The sequence below is a fragment of the Bacillus sp. EB600 genome (assembly GCF_024494385.1).
Taxonomy (GTDB): Bacteria; Bacillota; Bacilli; order Bacillales; family Cytobacillaceae; genus JAEVLT01.
In genome coordinates this window covers 86,611-105,429 of the sequence record NZ_JAEVLT010000013.1, presented here as the reverse complement: position 1 = coordinate 105,429, position 18,819 = coordinate 86,611, and the positions used below count along the sequence as shown (strand labels likewise).

Here is an 18,819-nt window from a genome sequence, read left to right as displayed (position 1 = left end):
TTACGGGGTGTAAAAATGAAAAATATCGCCGTTTTTGCCTCTGGAAGTGGAAGCAATTTTCAAGCGATTATCGATGCCATTCAAGCGGGGAAGCTTGATGCACATGTGACTTTGCTTGTTTGCGATCACCAAGATGCCTTTGTGGTCGAGCGGGCAAAAAAACTCGGCATTCCAAGCTTTGTTTTTCAAGCTAAACAATACAGCAGCAAGGAAGCATATGAAAAGGAAATAATCTTGGAATTAACAAACCGGGACGTTGATTTTGTGGTGTTAGCTGGTTATATGCGCATACTTGGTCCAACATTGCTGAGTGGATATGAGGGTCGAATTGTAAATATTCATCCATCCCTGCTTCCCGCTTTTCCTGGAAAGGATGCCATCGGTCAAGCGCTTCGCGCCGGTGTAAAGGAAAGCGGTGTAACGGTACATTATGTGGACGAAGGAATGGACACAGGGCCGATTATTGCTCAGAAATCTGTTTCAATTGATGCAAATGATACACTTGAAAGCCTGCAAACAAAGATCCATGCAATTGAACACATGCTTTATCCAGCTGTGCTGCAAACGTTAATGACTCAAGGAGGAACAGAAAATGATCAAAAAGCGCGCACTTATTAGTGTTTCAGATAAAACAGGTATTGTTGATTTTGCAAAGGAATTAGTTGGACTTGGCTTTGAAATTGTTTCTACTGGGGGAACAAGCAAAGCCCTTCAAGAAAATGGTGTACCCGTGATCGGGATAAGTGAAGTTACAGGATTTCCAGAAATTTTGGAAGGCCGTGTGAAAACTCTACATCCAATGGTTCATGGAGGCTTGCTGGGAAAACAGGATGATGAAGAGCATCTTAAACAAATGAACGAACATAAAATCCAGCCAATCCATCTTGTATGTGTAAACCTTTATCCATTTCAGCAAACGATTGAAAAGCCAGATGTAACAGTTGCTGATGCAATCGAAAACATTGATATTGGCGGGCCATCAATGCTTCGCTCCTCTGCGAAAAACCATCAATATGTTACGGTTGTTGTTGACCCAGTTGATTATGAAACAGTCATTGCTGAATTTAAAGCCAAAGGTGAAACAACTCTTGAAACAAGAAGGAAGCTTGCTGCAAAAGTCTTTCGTCATACAGCAGCATATGACGCGATCATTGCAGATTATATGACTAATTTAGCTCAAGAGGAAACACCTGAGAAATTGACGGTTACATATGAGTTAAAACAAACTCTTCGTTATGGTGAAAACCCACATCAAAAAGCAGCATTTTATCGAAAGCCACTAGGCTCGAAATTCTCAATTGCAAGTGCGGAACAGCTCCATGGCAAAGAACTGTCATTTAATAATATTAAAGATGCAGATGCTGCATTGGAAATTGTCAGGGATTTCAAAGAGCCAGCGGCAGTTGCAGTAAAACATATGAATCCATGTGGAGTCGGAATCGGAAGTACAGTGTTTGATGCGTTTACAAAAGCATTCGCTGCAGACCCTGTTTCAATTTTTGGTGGGATTGTTGCGTTTAATCGTGAGGTCGACGAAGAAACAGCAATGAAACTTCACGAAATCTTCTTGGAGATTGTCATTGCTCCTTCGTTCTCACCTAAAGCACTAGAAGTTCTGACTAATAAGAAAAAGAATCTTCGGTTATTGACCGTCCCATTTGATCAGCAGGACAAACCAGAGATGAAAATGGTGACAGTAGAAGGCGGAATATTAGTACAGGATCAAGACCGCTACACATTAGATGATGCGACAATCACGTATCCAACAAAGCGCCGTCCTACAGAAGAAGAATGGGAATCATTAAAACTTGGCTGGGCTGTTGTGAAAAACGTTAAATCAAATGCGATTGTCGTTGCTGGCAAAGATATGACTCTTGGTATCGGTGCCGGACAAATGAACCGGGTAGGATCAGCCGAAATCGCCCTTAAACAAGCTGGCGAAAAAGCGAAGGGTGCAGGCTTGGCTTCAGATGCTTTCTTCCCAATGGACGATACTGTTGAAGTAGCTGCTAAAGCAGGAATCACAGCGATTATTCAACCAGGCGGATCCATCAAAGATGAGGATTCAATCAAAAAATGTGATGAATACGGAATTGCAATGGTATTTACTGGAGTAAGACATTTTAAACATTAAGGATGGAGTGGTGTAGGTGAACGTATTAGTTATTGGACACGGCGGAAGAGAACATGCCATTTGCAGAAAGGTTAGCGAAAGTACGGTCGTTGAAAAAGTATTTGTTGCACCTGGTAATGACGGGATGACAGATGTCGCCCAGCTAGTTCCGATTGCGGAAAATTGCCCAGACCAGCTTATCCAATTTGCAAAGGAACAGCAAATTGGTTTGACAATTATCGGACCGGAAATTCCCCTGTTAGCAGGTCTTGCTGATCAATTCAACGAAGCGGGCTTGAAGGTATTTGGCCCAAGCCAAGCTGCGGCTGAAATAGAAGGAAGTAAATCTTTTGCCAAAGAACTAATGAAAAAATACGCGATTCCAACCGCTGAATACTCCGTCTTTACTTCATTTGAAGAAGCAAGTAAATACGTTGAAGAAAAAGGCGCACCGATTGTCATTAAGGCAGATGGTCTAGCTGCTGGAAAAGGCGTCACCGTTGCAATGACGAAAGAAGAAGCGTTAAAAAGCCTTGAAGAAATGCTTCTTGGCAAAAAATTCGGAGATGCATCAAGCCAGGTAGTAATCGAGGAATTTTTAAGTGGTGAGGAATTTTCGTTAATGGCGTTTGTTAACGGTGAAATCGTCATTCCGCTTGAAATTGCTCAGGACCATAAACGTGCCTTTGATGGAGACCAAGGGCCAAATACCGGGGGCATGGGAGCTTATTCACCTGTCCCTCATATTGGTGATGATACGGTTCAAATTGCAGTGGAAACTGTGTTAAAGCCTGCTGCAAGTGCCATGGTTCAAGAAGGAAGAAGCTTCTGCGGGATTTTGTATGCAGGACTCATTAAAACTACTGACGGACCAAAGGTAATTGAATTTAATGCCCGCCTTGGGGACCCGGAAACACAGGTCATTTTACCAAGATTGGCTTCAGATCTAGTACAAACTATCTTAGCGATCCTTGAAGGTGGTTCACCTGAGCTTAGTTGGGATAAGCAAGCCATGATCGGTGTAGTTGTGGCTTCAAAGGGCTATCCAGAAGACTACGAAAAAGGTGCTGTACTTAGAGGATTAGATGACTTTTCTGAGGATATATTTACCTTTCATGCTGGAACTGTTAAAAATGAACAAGGAGAATATGTCACGGCTGGAGGCCGGGTTCTCCTTGTTGGTACGAAAGCAGACAGTTTAGGGGATGCGAGTAAAAAGGTTTACAGGGAACTGGAAAAGTTAAAATGCGAGGGCGTTTTCTACCGAAAAGATATTGGATATAAAGCTATCGGGCCCGTCTCTTATTAGATTTCCTCATATAAACGAGAAGTAATGCAATAATACTTCCAATTAGCAGGATTAGCACAAATGACAGATGCGAAGCATATTGATAGAACACAGTAAACGAACTCCTTTCTATTAAAGGGTCTGACCTCTCGTACTTACTCAATATATAGCGAAAGACCATGCGATCTGTTGCTATATATGTGATCGAGGGGTCTGACCCTTGCTTTATTCATGTTTATATTTAAACATGGCAATTTTTTTTGACGATTTTTTATTTATTGTCTAATCATTTGGTCTTCATTTAATCCTTCCATGGAATCCCTTGAAGTAACAGTAGCACTAGAATCAATTGGATTTTGTTCATTTTGCATATATCTCTCATAAAGGAGAGTTAACGGACAGAAACGGACAATTCCTTCTGCAACTTTCATCGCTCCAAGCATCGTCATGATTAAATACGAATCTCGCCAAGGACGCTTTACCAGCTTTGCGGTACTCCATGAAACAATCGTTAAACCCACCGTAATCCGAATTAAGGCATTCACAATATCAATGTTTGGTTTTATTTTCAAACTTGTTCACTCCTTCACAAAGTTTCGAAATTTGTTCAAACTTCTTTAATGCGCTAAAAACATAATTGTGATAGTATTAACATAATGAGTTTTTGAAAGGGCTTTCTTTTGAGTGAGAAATAACACTGCAGTAATAATTGAATGTAACGCAAATGTTATAAACAACAAATTGTTACTTTAATAAAATAAAACCATTTCCTTAACTAAAATAGAAAAGAAAATAGATGAATGATCCTAAATGGAGGGGATGTACATGCTCGAGCAGCGCTATCGTTGGAAAAACAGACAAATACGGGAACATATATCGGTACTGGAAGGCAAAGCTTCTCCCACCATTTTATTGAAAAATGGATTATATTTAAACCAAGCTTTACGCCAATGGATGCGGGGAAATATTTGGATATACCAAGACCGCATTGTCTATGTGGGGAATCAATTACCTGAACATGTTGAGAACTGCGAAGTTATTGATTGTACAAATGAGATTATTGTTCCAGGGTATATTGAACCACACAGTCATCCATTTCAATTATATAATCCCCATTCCATTGCCGAATATGCATCAAAAACGGGGACAACTACACTCATTAATGACAACATGGCGATTATTTTACACTTGAACAAAAAGGAAGCGTTTTCATTATTGCGGGACCTCCGGTTGATTCCTGCTGCCATGTTTTGGTGGTGCCGTTTTGATGCACAATCAGAAATACTCAATGAGGAAGAGATTTTTTCACATAGTAATGTTAAATCATGGTTGGAGCATGATGCTGTATTACAAGGTGGAGAGCTTTCCGGCTGGCCAAAATTATTGGATGGCGATGATATGATGCTCCATTGGATTCAAGAAGCAAAGCGGATGCGTAAAAAGATTGAAGGCCATTTCCCAGGTGCATCTGAAAAAACTCTAGCCAAAATGATGCTGTTTGGTGCGGATTGTGACCATGAATCGACGACAGGAGAAGAAGTATATGACCGGTTAATGCAGGGATACATGGTTACGTTACGCCATTCTTCAATTCGGCCCGACCTGCCTAAACTGTTAGATGATTTTAAGCGGTTAGAAATAAACTCTTACGATAAACTAATGTTCACAATGGATGGATCAACACCGAGCTTTTATGAGCAAGGAATCATTAATCGGATGATTGAGATAGCGATTGAAAAAGATATCCCGCCAATTGATGCATATAATATGGGAACGATTAATGTAGCCCGCTATTATCACATCGAACATTTGCATGGGAGTATTGCAACAGGGAGAGTTGCGAATCTAAACTTTCTGTCGGATATTAACAATCCAACACCTGTTTCTGTCCTTGCAAAAGGAAAATGGATAAAACGTGATGGGCAAGAGTTTAAAGCCTTTACTCCATTGAATTGGGAGGATTACAACTTAAAGCCAATGCAGCTTGATTGGGATTTTACCTATAATGATTTACAGTTTTCAATGCCATTTGGTATCAAAATGGAGAGTTCCGTCATAACCAAACCATATTCAATTGCGATTGATGCATCAGTAGATGAACTTTCCTATGACCATGATGAATCCTTCTTCGTCCTAATTGATAGAAATGGACAATGGCGCATCAATACACTTTTAAAGGGATTTGCAAATAAGCTTTCGGCGTTGGCCAGCTCCTTTTCAAGTACAGGAGATATAATATTAATCGGAAAAAATAAAAATGATATCATTTGTGCATTTAATCGAATGAAAGAACTTGGCGGTGGAATTGTCTTGGCTGAAAATGGTCAAATCGTATCGGAACTGCCGCTTCCTTTAAGTGGAATAATGTCAGATCTGCCTGTAGAAGAATTAATGATTCAAGAGAACATTTTACATGAGGAATTAAAAAAACGCGGTTATTCATTTCTAGATCCCATTCACAGCTTGCAGTCCTTTTCTGCTACACATTTGCCGTATATTCGGATTACTCCTCAGGGAATGTATGATGTCATGAACAAAACAGTACTCTTTCCGTCGATAATGCGTTAAAATGTAAAAGTATAAATAAATACTTTTTAACATGTAGACCTTGGTTCGGAGGAAGATAGGGATGTGCTAAGGATATGAAAAAGTGGGCAATTGTAACGGTAGCCGTCTTGTTAATTCTTACAGGCTGCAGCCAAAAACAAGCAGGTAAAGAGCAAGTAAAACAAGAAAAAAAGGTCAGTCATGTGGAAAAGAAGGTAGAATCGAAGGATACACTTCCGTATACTTTTCCACTAACCGGGAAAGGCTCTAACACAAACACAGATGGCAGGGCTGTTGCTGTCATGGTTAATAATCACCCGGAGGCACGGCCACAATCAGGTTTGAACAAAGCTGATCTTGTTTATGAGTTGTTAGCTGAAGGGGATATAACCCGTTTTCTTGCTGTTTTTCAAAGTGAAAGGCCGGAAAATATTGGACCTGTCCGCAGTGCAAGAGGTTATTATCTTGAATTGGCAAAAGGGCTAAATGCTTTATACATTGCACATGGATATAGTCCTGAAGCGAAGCAAATGATAGATGATGGCTACATCGATAATTTAAATGGAATGGTTTATGATGGAACTCTTTTTAAAAGGGCGAGCTTCCGTAAGGCTCCTCACAATTCGTATATTACGTTCGAAAATGTGTTAAAGGGAGCGAAACTAAAAAATTATTCGATGGATCAATCGCCGCCAGCTTTTTCATTTCTAACCGATGAAGAAAGTAAAAGTTTAACTGGTGAAGCAGCTACATCCGCACTAGTCTCCTATTCCTCTTACAACATGTTTGATTGTAGGTATCAATATGATTCCGAACTTGGTCGATATAAGCGGTTTTCGGGTGGGGAACAAACAGTTGATTTAGAGACTAAGGAACCTATTCTTTTGGATAATATTTTCATCGTTGAGGCGGTCCACAAGGTCGTTGATTCAGCAGGTCACCGCAATATCAACTTAAAATCAGGTGGAAAAGGCTATTTACTTCAAAAGGGGATAGTCAACCAAATCGAATGGAAAAATGTAAACAATCGAATTGTTCCGTTTAAAAATGGTAAGGAAGTCCCTTTTGTTCAGGGGAAGACATGGGTTAATATACTCCCATCCACCCCCGGCCTGCTAAAGAGCGTTTCATTTAATGTAAAATAAACATAAAGGGGCATTATGGATGCAAATTGAAAAGTTAAGAGGAAAAGAGCTGGATCAACTTTTTAAATCAGTTCTTTCGCTAAAGGATTTAGAAGAATGTTATCGTTTCTTCGATGACTTATGTACAATTAATGAGATACAATCATTGGCACAACGCCTTGAGGTGGCAAGAATGCTGCGTGAAGGAAACACATATCATAAAATAGAAACAGAGACGGGCGCAAGTACAGCGACCATTTCACGTGTGAAGCGTTGTTTGAATTATGGAAATGATGCTTATGAATTAGCTCTTGAACGAATTAAGGAAAACAAAGAGACACCAATAGAGGAATCCTAAAAAAGCCGAAGTGAACACCATCTTCGGTTTTTCTTTTTGCTGAAATTCTGTTAAGCCTAATTGAGGATTGGAAATTGTTCATAAGAACGTCTGGCTCCAGCGCCCAGCGACTAGTGTGCTTCAGTCCATATGTCGCTAAACGGGCGCTTCCGCTTTTGAATGGATATCTTTTCTTGAATTACTACCTTTGTTTTCTTTTTGAAAGAATCAGCAAATGCTATAATGTTGTAATGGAATAGTGAATGGAGGATTTAAAGGATGTACAATTTTCGAGATTGGCGCCACGTGTTTAAGCTTGACCCAAATAAAGAACTATCAGACCAGGATCTGGAAAAAATTTGCGAATCAGGCACTGATGCAGTTATTGTTGGCGGTACTGATGGAGTGACGCTCGAAAATGTCCTGGATATAATGGCAAGAATCCGGCGCTATACCGTTCCATGTGTGCTTGAAGTTTCAAGTTTGGAGACCGTGACACCAGGTTTTGACTTATACTTTATACCAACGATCCTAAATAGCTCTGATCCTAAATGGATCACTGGCCTTCACCATCAGGCAGTTAAGGATTTTGGCGGAATTATGAATTGGGAAGAGATCGTGATGGAAGGCTATTGTATTTTAAATGGTGATTGTAAAGCGGCCAAGCTGACAAATGCAAACGCCAATTTAGATGGGGAAGACGTCAAGGCGTACGCCATGATGGCTGAAAAAATGTTTCGATTGCCCATTTTTTATCTAGAATACAGTGGTATATTTGGTGACGTAGGTTTAGTTTCTGAAGTGAAAAAGACTCTTAGAAATACTATTTTGTTTTATGGCGGCGGGATTGCGAATTTTCAGCAAGCACGGGAAATGGCTAAGGCCGCGGACGTTATTGTGGTCGGCAATGCCGTTTATGAAAATCTTAACGAAGCATTGCAAACAGTCGAAGCAGTCAAGTCTGCCCATCGTTAATCATTGTTCAAATCGTGTAAGTAAGTTATGATAAATGTAAGAACAAATGTTTGTATAGTAGGTGAAAATAGATGCAATATTTAACGGACAGGCTTTTAAATGGCTTGAATCCTGAACAGCAAACTGCAGTAAAAGCCACCGACGGACCTTTATTGATTATGGCAGGTGCCGGAAGTGGAAAAACAAGAGTTTTAACCCATCGAATTGGTTATTTGATAGTTGAAAAACAGGTTAATCCTTATAACATCTTAGCAATTACGTTTACGAACAAGGCAGCACGGGAAATGCGTGAGCGGATTTCGAGGATGATGGGCGGCGTGGCGGATCAAATATGGATCTCGACCTTTCACTCAATGTGCGTCCGAATTTTACGCCGGGATATTGACCGGATTGGCTTTAACCGCAATTTTACCATCCTTGATACAACCGACCAGCAATCAGTTATTAAAGGAATCCTAAAGGATAAAAATATTGACCCGAAAAAGTTTGACCCGCGTGCTATTTTAGGGTCGATCAGCTCTGCGAAAAATGAACTGATGGATCCAGAAGAATACGCAAAACAAGCAGGCGGTTATTTTGACCAGGTTGTAAGTGATGTATACACTGAATTCCAAAAGCGTCTTCGAAAAAACCAGGCACTGGACTTTGATGACTTGATCATGATGACCATTCAATTATTCAGACGTGTTCCTGAGGTTCTTGAATATTATCAACGTAAATTTCAATACATTCATGTGGATGAGTATCAGGACACCAACAGGGCGCAATATTTGCTTGTAAAGCTTCTAGCGAGCCGTTTTAAAAACCTTTGTGTGGTTGGAGACTCTGACCAATCCATTTATAGATGGCGTGGAGCAGACATCGCCAATATCCTTTCGTTTGAAAAGGATTATCCAAATGCAACGGTTATCTTTTTGGAACAAAACTACCGATCAACAAAGCGAATTCTTTTAGCGGCAAATAAGGTTATTGAAAATAATTCAAATCGAAAACCGAAAAATCTTTGGACAGAAAACCCGGAGGGCAACAAAATTGTTTATTACCGGGCTGATAGCGAACAAGGTGAAGCCCAATTCGTTGCCGGAAAAATAAAAGAACTAACAAGAGATGGAAAGTACAAGCTTGCTGATATGGCTATTCTTTATCGGACAAATGCCCAATCCCGGGTGATGGAGGAAGTGCTCCTAAAATCAACGATTGATTACACCATCGTGGGCGGAACAAAGTTCTATGACAGAAAAGAAATCAAAGATATGCTTGCCTACTTACGATTAATCTCCAATCCGGATGATGATATCAGTCTACGGCGGGTTATTAATGTACCGAAGCGGGGAATTGGTTCAACCTCACTTGATAAAATTGCTAATTTTGCAGCCTTACATGACCTTTCCTTATATCAAGCACTTGAATCGGTCGAACTTACTGGCATAAGCCCAAAAACAACAAAAGCAGCGGCAGAATTTCGTGATTTAATTAGCAACTATACACGAATGCAGGAATTCCTTTCGGTAACGGAACTTGTTGAAGACATACTAGATAAATCAGGTTATCGCGAAATGCTTAAGGCAGAAAAATCACTTGAAGCACAAAGCCGCCTTGAAAACCTTGATGAATTATTATCTGTCACAAAAAACTTTGAGGAATCAAGTGAAGATAAGAGTTTAGTTGCTTTTTTAACGGATTTGGCACTTGTTGCTGATATTGATTCAATGGATGACGATGAAGAAAAAAGCGATGCTGTTGTTCTAATGACCTTGCACTCTGCTAAAGGGTTAGAATTCCCTGTTGTCTTCCTAGTTGGAATGGAGGAGGGAGTTTTCCCGCATAGCCGTTCCTTAATGGAAGAAGAGGAAATGGAAGAAGAACGCCGCCTTGCCTATGTTGGGATTACCAGGGCAGAGCAGAGTCTCTTCTTGACCAATGCGCAAATGCGGACGTTGTTCGGCAGGACCAACATGAACCCCGCTTCCCGATTTATTAATGAAATTCCTGTTGACCTTTTAGAAGGAGTTGAACCTGTCAAAAAAGCAGGATCTCCGTTTGGTACAAAGGGTAAATCATTCGGGACTTCAGGGGGGTCGGTTGGAACACCTGCAGCAAGAAAGGTTGTTATGCGCCCAGTTGCAGCGAAAACAACAGGCGGCGATGAAATTGGCTGGAAGGTTGGCGATAAAGCTGAACACGGAAAATGGGGAATTGGTACTGTCGTCAGTGTTAAAGGTGACGGTGAATCAACCGAACTTGACATCGCCTTCCCAAGTCCAACAGGTATTAAACGTCTTCTTGCCAAATTTGCGCCAATAAAAAAAGTATAAAAATATTTAGCATTTTATAATTGTCTAGCTATAACGCACAGGACGTGCTAGTGCTGACTTTGCCGCCAGGACGGCGGCGCATTTAGTCAGCCAGCGCCAAATGACTATTGTACTTCGCTAGACAGACTTACACTTTTCGAATGGAAGGGTTGGATATATGGACCTTCAGACTGCTCGACAACAAGTTACCGAGCTGCGGGGCTTGTTAAATCAATATGGTTATGAATATTATGTGTTAGATCAACCCTCTGTTCCTGATTCAGAATACGACCGGTTGATGAGGGAATTGCTTGAGTTGGAAGAAAAGTTTCCTGAGTTAAAGTCAGCAGACTCGCCAACAGAACGGGTTGGCGGTTTTGTTTTGGACAAGTTTGAAAAAGTAGTTCATGAAATTCCCTTGCTTAGTCTGGGAAATGCCTTCAATGAGCAGGATTTGCGGGATTTTGACCGTCGCGTGGGTCAAGTGGTTGGTGAGAATTATTCCTATGTCTGCGAATTGAAGATTGATGGACTGGCAGTATCATTGCGTTATGTCGATGGACTATTTGTCCAAGGGTCTACCCGCGGTGATGGAACGATTGGGGAAGATATTACCTTTAACTTAAAAACAATCAAATCACTTCCCCTCCGCCTTCGTGAAAATGTTTCGATTGAGGTGCGGGGCGAGGCCTTTATGCCAAAACGTTCCTTTGAAGCTTTGAATAAAACAAAAGAGGAACGGGGAGAAGAGCCATTTGCCAATCCACGAAATGCAGCGGCAGGCTCCCTTCGTCAGCTTGATCCAAAGATTGCGGCTTCACGAAACCTAGATGTCTTTTTGTATGGGATTGGGGATATAGGTGAAAGCGGTGTGGTTTCCCATAGTGAAGGGCTCGATTATCTTGACCGGCTGGGTTTTAAGACAAATAATGAACGGAGAAAGTGCAGCACGATAGATGATGTTATTGAGTTCGTAAACAGTTGGGTTGAAAGGCGCCCGCATCTGCCATACGAAATTGATGGGATTGTCATTAAGGTAGATTCACTAGCTCAGCAGGGTGAATTAGGTACAACGGCAAAAAGTCCACGCTGGGCGATTGCCTATAAATTCCCGGCTGAAGAAGTGGTCACCACGCTTTTAGATATTGAATTGAACGTTGGAAGAACAGGTGTAGTAACACCAACAGCTGTTTTGGAGCCCGTAAAGGTTGCTGGAACAACAGTAGGGCGTGCCTCCCTGCATAATGAGGATTTAATTCGCGAAAAGGATATCAGAATTGGCGATAAGGTAGTTATCAAAAAAGCGGGGGATATCATCCCTGAGGTCGTAAACGTGATCGCCGATCAGCGAACAGGCAAGGAAATGGAGTTCCATATGCCAACCCATTGTCCTGAGTGTGAAAGTGAGTTAGTCCGCCTTGAGGAAGAAGTTGCCTTAAGATGTATTAACCCTAAATGCCCGGCTCAAATTCGTGAAGGACTGATCCATTTTGTTTCCCGTGATGCGATGAATATTGACGGCTTGGGTGAAAAGGTAATAAGTCAGCTATTTTCCGAAAAACTCATCGTAGATGTTGCTGATCTATACAAACTGACAACTGAACAACTGCTTGGCCTTGAAAGGATGGGAGAGAAATCTGTCTCTAATTTGATCAATGCAATTGAGGCCTCTAAGGCCAATTCGCTTGAAAAATTGTTATTTGGACTCGGAATTCGCCATGTTGGAGCCAAGGCGGCGAAGACGCTTGCTCAAGCCTATGGAACGATGGATAAACTGGCAGCCGCAACAGAAGATGAGCTGAAAATGATAAATGAGATTGGCGAAAAAATGGCTGATTCGATTGCTGCATTTTTTAAGAATGAAGAAGCACAAGAGCTGATTAAGGAATTAAAGTCAGCTGGAGTGAACATGGAATATAACGGTCCTATGCCGGTTTCTATTGAAGATAGTGACTCTATTTTTGCCGGGAAAACGGTTGTGTTAACAGGTAAACTTGAGCGTCTCAACCGGAATGAGGCTAAAGAAAGAATTGAAGCATTAGGCGGCAATGTCGCAGGGAGTGTCAGCAAGAAAACAGATTTAGTCATTGCCGGAGAAGAGGCTGGTTCCAAACTAACCAAGGCAGGGCAGCTTGGCATCGAGGTATGGGATGAGGAGAAGCTTCTGGAAGAACTTAATAAATAGAGGTGTTACGACGTGAGAAAACTCTCATTGCTCGCTCTTTCTCTTGTTTTTTTGCTTAGTGCGTGTGGGGCACCGAACTTCCAAAAGCAAGATGAAGTTGTTCAAACAAACAAAAAGGCGAAAGAGAAAGCAATTATTCCAAAGTACCAAATTTCAGATAACTATTATCGGACCATTTTGCCGTTTGAGCCAGGAGAATCACGGGGAATGGTAGTAAGTAATCTTAACACTCGATACGACATTGATGAATTTGAAACAGGATTAATGCGGGTGGCTCAAAAGCAATTTGATCCAAGCAAATATTTATTTCGTGAAGGCCAGGAAATTAAACGGAACACTGTTAAACTATGGCTAAGCCGAAAATATAACAAAGACCAGCAAACACAGAGGGGGATTTCAGATGCAGATAATATTGGCCTCAATCCCGAGGATACTGCAGGCGACAATTCAACCCCTATGTACCTGTCGCATATTTTGGAACACGACTATCTGATCAAAGGGGATAATAACACAGTTAAGCTTGGCGGGGTTGTTATTGGACTTGCATTAAACTCGACCTATTATTATCAAACTGTCCAATATGGTCCAACCTACGAGAAAAAGATCCCGGATGACGAGGTCAATGCCCAGGGTAAGAAACTGGCCGATGAAGTCCTAAACCGAATGAGAAGTATGAAGGATTTAAAAGATGTACCTATTACAATTGCGCTATTTAAAACGCAAAGCAAAGCATCTGTTGTTCCTGGAGACTTCTTTGCTTATACAAATATTGATAGCGGCAGTTCTACTATTGGAAGTTGGCAAAAGGTGAATGAAAAATATCTTTTATTTCCTTCAACAGAAGCCCAAGAATCCCATCGTGATGATCTAACAGCGTTCTTAAACTTCAAGCAGGATGTGGAACAATATTTCCCTAATTTTAACGGGGTTATTGGGAAGGCGTTTTATGTGGATGACCAGCTTCAGAATCTGGAAATCAATATTCCAATCCAATTTTACGGGAAAACAGAAGCAATTGGTTTTACCCAATATGTAACCGGATTGGTAATGGAACATTTTCCAAAATATATTGCAGTTACCGTCAATGTATCCTCTGTTGATGGTCCAGAGGCCTTAATTGATCGGAAGGCTAATCAAAGTGAACCGTATGTGCATATTTACTAGTTTTTACTAGTGACCCAGCAGAGATTCCTGCTGGTTTTTTTGTCCGATAAAAAGCTTTAACTTAAACAATTATCTAGCATCAGCAATCAGAATGGGTCAAACTGAAGTTGAGGACGGAATCGTTTATATAGTAATATAAGTATTAAAAACAATGGATGTAGTTAATTGTTTAGCGTAAGCACTTAAGGGCGCCTGCGCTTCTCTATAGCTTCAAAGAGGAAGGGAAGGCTCTAAATATGACCAAGGGGAAAGTTTTTTTAGTAGGTGCAGGACCTGGGGATGTAGGCCTGATTACGGTAAAAGGTATCGAGGCAATTAAGCAAGCCGAAGTGATTTTATATGACCGTTTGGCGAATCCAAAATTATTGGAGGCGGCATCGGCCAATTGTGAGCTGATTTACTGCGGTAAGCTGCCTGATCGTCATTTTCTCCGTCAGGAAAATATTAATGAATTTTTAGTGGAAAAGGCTCTCGAAGGCAAACAGGTTGTTCGACTTAAAGGCGGGGATCCTGGCGTTTTTGGCAGAGTGGGAGAAGAGGCCGAAGCTCTTGCCGAAGCTCAGATACCATTTGAAATTGTTCCCGGTATTTCCTCTGGTATTGCAGCCCCTCTTTATGCGGGAATTCCGGTTACCCATCGGAAGTATGCTGAATCATTTGCCGTTGTTACTGCCCATGACAAATCACAGGATGGCAAGCCGCTGCTTCATTGGGAAGGGCTCGCCCGCGGTATCGATACAATTGCTTTTTACATGGGTGTAGGGAATTTGCCGTTTATTTGTGAAAACCTTTTGAAGCACGGGAAGCCAGCAGAAACACCAGTGATATTAATCCAATGGGGCACTTTCGGCCGGCAGAAAGTGTTGGAAGGGACGCTTTCCGACATTGCGATGAAGGTTCAGGAAGCTAGATTCAGCAATCCCTCGATTATTCTAGTCGGGAAGGTTATTTCCTTACGCGAAAAAATAAGCTGGTTTGAGAAAAAGCCTCTTTACGGGCGGCAAATTTTACTCGCCCGAACGGGTGAAAGCAAAAGTGAGCTGGCAGCAGTATTAATGGATCTTGGTGCCGATGTGATTGAATTTCCTAAATGGAAAAAGACATTCCTTCCCATTGACCAAGCACTAGTATCGAAAATACCAGACTATGAAATGATTCTTTTTACCTCCCCTGAAAATGTCGGCGAATTTTTTGCTGCTATCATTGATAATGGGATCGACATTCGGAAAGTAAAAGCTGATTTGTATGGGGGCTCTGTCAAAACGATAAAGGCCTTAAATGACCGCGGGCTAACAGCACATCTTGCCGCACAAATGCCGGAAACAGGGAGCCTGTTGCTTGTTGGTGAGAATCATCTTTTCAAAACTACGTTTCCTTATGATTCGTTTGACATGATGATAACGAGCAAAAAAGAGCTGGACCCGCAATTCTTTCCGATCTTTAAAAGGATGCTTGAAGAGGCAGACGTTAATACAATGATTTTTCCATGCAAAGCAGCAGTTGCACCGTTTGTGGCGGGATTAACGGAATGCAGTATCGATGCTGAGGTACTTTTAAAAGATGTGCCAATTATTTGTATGGGGCAGCAAACATGGACCGAAGTGGAGAGGGCCGGCTTTACACCTGGAGGAATGCCAGCTAAAGCGACAAGGGCAGCATTGATCGAGTATTTAACCATAAATGAGCCAGGTCTGAGGTGATACCATGGATCCATATTATCCCATAACACTTAGGCTTGCCGGAAAAAAAATTATCGTGGTCGGCGGTGGAAAAGTAGCGGAAAGAAAAATCAAGGGTTTAATTGGAACAAAAGCTGATATTACCGTCGTTTCCCCAGAGGTAAGCACAAAAATCAACAAGTTGGCAGCAGCGGGAGAAGTTAATTGGTTAGCAAAGACATTTGCGATTGAAGACATTAAAGGAGCCTTTATGATTTTTGCCGCAACGAATGACCGTGACCTAAATCAAGCCATTAAAATCGCAGCGGAAGCCCACCAGCTTGTTACGATTGCAGACGATCCTGAAGGGTCCAATTTTCAGGTTCCCGCTAAGGTTCAGCGTGGCAGGCTGACAATCGCAGTGTCGACCGGCGGGGCGAGCCCAACCTTAGCGCGGAACATAAAAGCTCAGCTTGAACAGGAATTCGATGACCGATACGATGACTATCTTGAATTCCTTTTTCAGGCACGGCAGCAAATCGTACAGGAAGTAGCTGATCCTTCTTTAAAAAGAAAGCTGCTAAAGGCAATAGCGAGCCCGGCATTCTTTACTAGTAAAAGCAGACAAACTGACTTACTCGCCTTATATAAAAACTTGACCCAAAATTGAATCAATACTTTTCAAGCAGGTACCTTCGAGTGAAGGCCTGCTTTTTTTATTTAGAAAAAATAGTTATTTTTTCCTAAAAGTGAAATTTTTATTAAAAAATTCAGAAAAGTAGTTCCATTTTCAAAAATAGTGTTATATAATACGAAACATAGAACAATACCTGTATTATAACAAAGGGGTGGTCGAATTCAATTGATGCGAAACTTTAAAGGTTCTACGCCAATTATATTTAAAACAACTAGTATGCATTCTCCCGAAAGGTTTGGGGTAGGCAGCCACTTTATTTTTTTATTAGGTTTTTCTTTTTGCTAAGGTTTAGATGAGCTAGAAAGCAATAATAATAGACTTTTATTTTGAAGGAGGAATTAATAATGTCAGATCAAAGGGCAAAAAAATTGCAAGAATCGTGGGAATTAGACCGGCGTTGGAAAGGGATCGCAAGACCATATACAGCAGATGATGTTATCAAACTGCGTGGTTCGATTGATATTGAATACACGCTCGCACGTAGGGGTTCTGAAAAGCTTTGGAAACAATTAAACGAGGAAGACTATATTAGTGCCCTAGGTGCTTTAACCGGGAACCAAGCCGTACAACAAGTAAAGGCCGGACTTAAAGCCATCTATTTAAGTGGTTGGCAGGTTGCAGCGGATGCAAACCTTGCCGGACAAATGTATCCTGATCAAAGCTTGTATCCAGCAAACAGCGTACCAAGTGTTGTGCAAAGAATTAACCAAGCATTACAACGTGCCGACCAAATCACTCATGGTGAGGGAGATCACTCCATCGATTGGTTTGCTCCAATTGTAGCCGATGCCGAAGCAGGTTTCGGGGGACAGCTTAACTGCTTTGAATTAATGAAAAGCATGATTGAAGCAGGTGCCTCAGGTGTTCACTTTGAAGACCAGCTATCATCAGAAAAAAAATGTGGCCATTTAGGTGGGAAAGTTCTGCTTCCTACGCAAACTGCTACTCGGAATTTAATTGCAGCTCGCCTTGCTGCAGACGTAATGGGGGTTCCGACTGTACTAGTTGCCAGAACGGATGCGAATGCAGCCGATTTAATTACAAGCGATGTTGATCCATACGATGCCGCATTCATTACTGGTGAACGTACACCAGAAGGATTCTTCAGAACAAAGGCTGGTATTGATCAAGCCATCAATCGCGGCCTGGCCTATGCACCATATGCAGACCTAATCTGGTGTGAAACTTCCGAGCCGAACATTGAAGAAGCCAGACAGTTTGCTGAAGCGATTCATGAAAAATTCCCTGGAAAACTATTAGCGTACAACTGCTCGCCATCATTCAACTGGGAAGCGAAGCTGGATAAAGAAACGATTGCTAACTTCCAAGAGGAGCTTGGAAAGATGGGGTACAAATTCCAATTTGTAACGCTCGCTGGTTTCCATGCCCTAAACCATAGTATGTTTGAGCTTGCCCGCGGCTACAAAGAGCGGGGCATGGCAGCATACTCCGAATTGCAGCAGGCTGAGTTTGCCAGCGAAAAATATGGATATACGGCAACAAGACACCAACGCGAAGTTGGCACAGGCTACTTCGACCAAGTTTCAATGGTGATCACGGGAGGGAATTCTTCTACAACAGCATTAAAAGGATCAACAGAGGAAGCTCAGTTCACCTCAAAGTAAATAGAAATTCGGTCCTTCTCTCTAATTGGGGGAAGGATTTTTTGATGGTTTACCGCCCGCACTCCCGTGACATCAGTCGTGGGAGGTTCAAGTTTAGGAATCTCAACGAAGACAGACTGTGGTGCTAGTGCCCTAGTGTTTTTGGTATCAAAAACTCTTTTAATATTTGTGTAACATAATTGAATTATTTTGATAACAAAACACTGGTAATCTAAAGATAGGTTACGAGCAAGTTTGGCTGGGCTGTATGTTGGCGAAGGCAGGCAAGCAATATTTTTTCAAAATACTAAGCTTTTCCCAAAAAAAGTATTATTCTAATTTGTAGGTATAAAAGATTGATAATTTGGAAAGAAAGTAGATAACGAGGTTTACGTAAAGGAGGTAGCAATTATGAGGTTAGAAATGTCCGGATTTATTCAAAAGGATCGTTTTGATTTAAATTCCTATCTTACTTATTTATTTACCAAATTGAATGATCATCCGAGTCAAGCCAATAGTAAGAAACGGTATAAATTAGTTCATAAATGGGGGAACAGTGTAAAGTGAATTTAAATGAAAAGGGATAAGCGGCTTTATTCATTCACGAATAAAAAGCCGCTTATTTTATTTTTGGGTTGTGTTAAACAACGATGTTGATTTTGATTCAATAATAGTTCAATCCTATTAAAGGGATAAAGTGAGTTTACTTTTCAGTTGAAAATTTTCATTCAAGTGGATCAAGAGAAATGGTTTACTGTAATTGTCTTAATCTTGTATCTTGTGTCATCAATTAAGGCGCCCGATAGGTGACCGTGAACGCAAGAAATTCGGGC

The 18,819-nt window shown here is 41.3% G+C and carries 16 protein-coding genes; 14 read left to right on the top strand and 2 right to left on the bottom strand.

Going from position 1 to position 18,819, the window contains the following annotated elements:
- Positions 1 to 15: 15 nt before the first annotated feature.
- From purN to purD, 3 genes are read left to right on the top strand one after another with little or no spacing between them, the layout of a single operon-like run.
- Complete coding sequence (purN, locus tag JN080_RS14995) at positions 16 to 618, top strand: phosphoribosylglycinamide formyltransferase (RefSeq protein ID WP_256236819.1); 603 nt, start codon at positions 16 to 18, stop codon at positions 616 to 618.
- Entirely contained in the window at positions 593 to 2,134 is a 1,542-nt protein-coding gene (gene purH, locus JN080_RS14990) for a bifunctional phosphoribosylaminoimidazolecarboxamide formyltransferase/IMP cyclohydrolase (protein ID WP_256236818.1), read from the top strand. Before purN ends, purH begins: the two co-directional genes overlap by 26 nt.
- A 16-nt stretch (positions 2,135 to 2,150) precedes the next feature.
- Positions 2,151 to 3,422 carry a phosphoribosylamine--glycine ligase gene (purD, locus tag JN080_RS14985; RefSeq protein ID WP_256236817.1) on the top strand — a complete coding sequence of 424 codons (1,272 nt, stop codon included), beginning with the start codon at positions 2,151 to 2,153 and terminating at the stop codon, positions 3,420 to 3,422.
- Here purD and JN080_RS29860 read toward each other — a convergent pair.
- Complete coding sequence (locus JN080_RS29860) at positions 3,400 to 3,582, bottom strand: EYxxD motif small membrane protein (RefSeq protein ID WP_375141662.1); 183 nt, start codon at positions 3,580 to 3,582, stop codon at positions 3,400 to 3,402. The genes purD and JN080_RS29860 overlap by 23 nt on opposite strands.
- 94 nt (positions 3,583 to 3,676) lie before the next feature.
- The gene (locus JN080_RS14980; RefSeq protein ID WP_256236816.1) at positions 3,677 to 3,973 is read right to left on the bottom strand and encodes a YgaP family membrane protein; all 297 of its coding nucleotides are present in this window, start codon (positions 3,971 to 3,973) and stop codon (positions 3,677 to 3,679) included.
- 253 nt (positions 3,974 to 4,226) lie between these two features.
- Between JN080_RS14980 and JN080_RS14975 the strand changes: the two genes are divergently transcribed.
- The 11 genes from JN080_RS14975 (at position 4,227) to JN080_RS14925 (ending at position 18,553) form a co-directional block, all read left to right on the top strand.
- Positions 4,227 to 5,969 carry an adenine deaminase C-terminal domain-containing protein gene (locus JN080_RS14975; protein WP_256236815.1) on the top strand — a complete coding sequence of 581 codons (1,743 nt, stop codon included), beginning with the start codon at positions 4,227 to 4,229 and terminating at the stop codon, positions 5,967 to 5,969.
- Between the two features lie 74 nt (positions 5,970 to 6,043).
- Positions 6,044 to 7,093 carry a DUF3048 domain-containing protein gene (locus JN080_RS14970; protein WP_256236814.1) on the top strand — a complete coding sequence of 350 codons (1,050 nt, stop codon included), beginning with the start codon at positions 6,044 to 6,046 and terminating at the stop codon, positions 7,091 to 7,093.
- Between the two features lie 19 nt (positions 7,094 to 7,112).
- Positions 7,113 to 7,430: a YerC/YecD family TrpR-related protein gene (locus JN080_RS14965; protein ID WP_256236813.1), complete on the top strand. Its 318-nt coding sequence runs from the start codon at positions 7,113 to 7,115 to the stop codon at positions 7,428 to 7,430.
- A gap of 258 nt (positions 7,431 to 7,688) precedes the next feature.
- Complete coding sequence (gene pcrB / locus JN080_RS14960) at positions 7,689 to 8,384, top strand: heptaprenylglyceryl phosphate synthase (protein ID WP_256236812.1); 696 nt, start codon at positions 7,689 to 7,691, stop codon at positions 8,382 to 8,384.
- A gap of 71 nt (positions 8,385 to 8,455) precedes the next feature.
- Positions 8,456 to 10,699, top strand: a complete 2,244-nt coding sequence (gene pcrA / locus JN080_RS14955; RefSeq protein WP_256236811.1) for a DNA helicase PcrA — start codon at positions 8,456 to 8,458, stop codon at positions 10,697 to 10,699.
- Positions 10,700 to 10,856: 157 nt separating this feature from the next.
- On the top strand, positions 10,857 to 12,863 hold the full coding sequence (gene ligA / locus JN080_RS14950; RefSeq protein WP_256236810.1) for an NAD-dependent DNA ligase LigA: 2,007 nt from the start codon (positions 10,857 to 10,859) through the stop codon (positions 12,861 to 12,863).
- Positions 12,864 to 12,875: 12 nt separating this feature from the next.
- Complete coding sequence (locus JN080_RS14945) at positions 12,876 to 14,027, top strand: CamS family sex pheromone protein (protein ID WP_256236809.1); 1,152 nt, start codon at positions 12,876 to 12,878, stop codon at positions 14,025 to 14,027.
- Between the two features lie 236 nt (positions 14,028 to 14,263).
- Positions 14,264 to 15,727 carry a uroporphyrinogen-III C-methyltransferase gene (gene cobA, locus JN080_RS14940; RefSeq protein ID WP_256236808.1) on the top strand — a complete coding sequence of 488 codons (1,464 nt, stop codon included), beginning with the start codon at positions 14,264 to 14,266 and terminating at the stop codon, positions 15,725 to 15,727.
- Positions 15,728 to 15,731: 4 nt separating this feature from the next.
- Positions 15,732 to 16,355 carry a precorrin-2 dehydrogenase/sirohydrochlorin ferrochelatase family protein gene (locus JN080_RS14935; RefSeq protein WP_256236807.1) on the top strand — a complete coding sequence of 208 codons (624 nt, stop codon included), beginning with the start codon at positions 15,732 to 15,734 and terminating at the stop codon, positions 16,353 to 16,355.
- A 371-nt stretch (positions 16,356 to 16,726) separates the two neighbouring features.
- Positions 16,727 to 18,007: an isocitrate lyase gene (gene aceA / locus JN080_RS14930; RefSeq protein ID WP_256236806.1), complete on the top strand. Its 1,281-nt coding sequence runs from the start codon at positions 16,727 to 16,729 to the stop codon at positions 18,005 to 18,007.
- A gap of 390 nt (positions 18,008 to 18,397) precedes the next feature.
- A complete protein-coding gene (locus JN080_RS14925) occupies positions 18,398 to 18,553 on the top strand; it encodes a hypothetical protein (RefSeq protein WP_256236805.1) in 156 nt (51 codons plus the stop codon).
- Positions 18,554 to 18,819: the final 266 nt, after the last annotated feature.

Bases quoted from the DNA above. Each gene is read 5' to 3' on its own strand.
- JN080_RS14975 (WP_256236815.1), top strand. From the start codon at position 4,227: ATGCTCGAGCAGCGCTATCGTTGGAAAAACAGACAAATACGGGAACAT.
- purN (WP_256236819.1), top strand. From the start codon at position 16: ATGAAAAATATCGCCGTTTTTGCCTCTGGAAGTGGAAGCAATTTTCAA.
- cobA (WP_256236808.1), top strand. From the start codon at position 14,264: ATGACCAAGGGGAAAGTTTTTTTAGTAGGTGCAGGACCTGGGGATGTA.
- JN080_RS14970 (WP_256236814.1), top strand. From the start codon at position 6,044: ATGAAAAAGTGGGCAATTGTAACGGTAGCCGTCTTGTTAATTCTTACA.
- JN080_RS14925 (WP_256236805.1), top strand. From the start codon at position 18,398: ATGAGGTTAGAAATGTCCGGATTTATTCAAAAGGATCGTTTTGATTTA.
- pcrB (WP_256236812.1), top strand. From the start codon at position 7,689: ATGTACAATTTTCGAGATTGGCGCCACGTGTTTAAGCTTGACCCAAAT.
- pcrA (WP_256236811.1), top strand. From the start codon at position 8,456: ATGCAATATTTAACGGACAGGCTTTTAAATGGCTTGAATCCTGAACAG.
- JN080_RS14965 (WP_256236813.1), top strand. From the start codon at position 7,113: ATGCAAATTGAAAAGTTAAGAGGAAAAGAGCTGGATCAACTTTTTAAA.
- JN080_RS14935 (WP_256236807.1), top strand. From the start codon at position 15,732: ATGGATCCATATTATCCCATAACACTTAGGCTTGCCGGAAAAAAAATT.
- ligA (WP_256236810.1), top strand. From the start codon at position 10,857: ATGGACCTTCAGACTGCTCGACAACAAGTTACCGAGCTGCGGGGCTTG.
- purH (WP_256236818.1), top strand. From the start codon at position 593: ATGATCAAAAAGCGCGCACTTATTAGTGTTTCAGATAAAACAGGTATT.
- aceA (WP_256236806.1), top strand. From the start codon at position 16,727: ATGTCAGATCAAAGGGCAAAAAAATTGCAAGAATCGTGGGAATTAGAC.
- JN080_RS29860 (WP_375141662.1), bottom strand. From the start codon at position 3,582: ATGGTCTTTCGCTATATATTGAGTAAGTACGAGAGGTCAGACCCTTTA.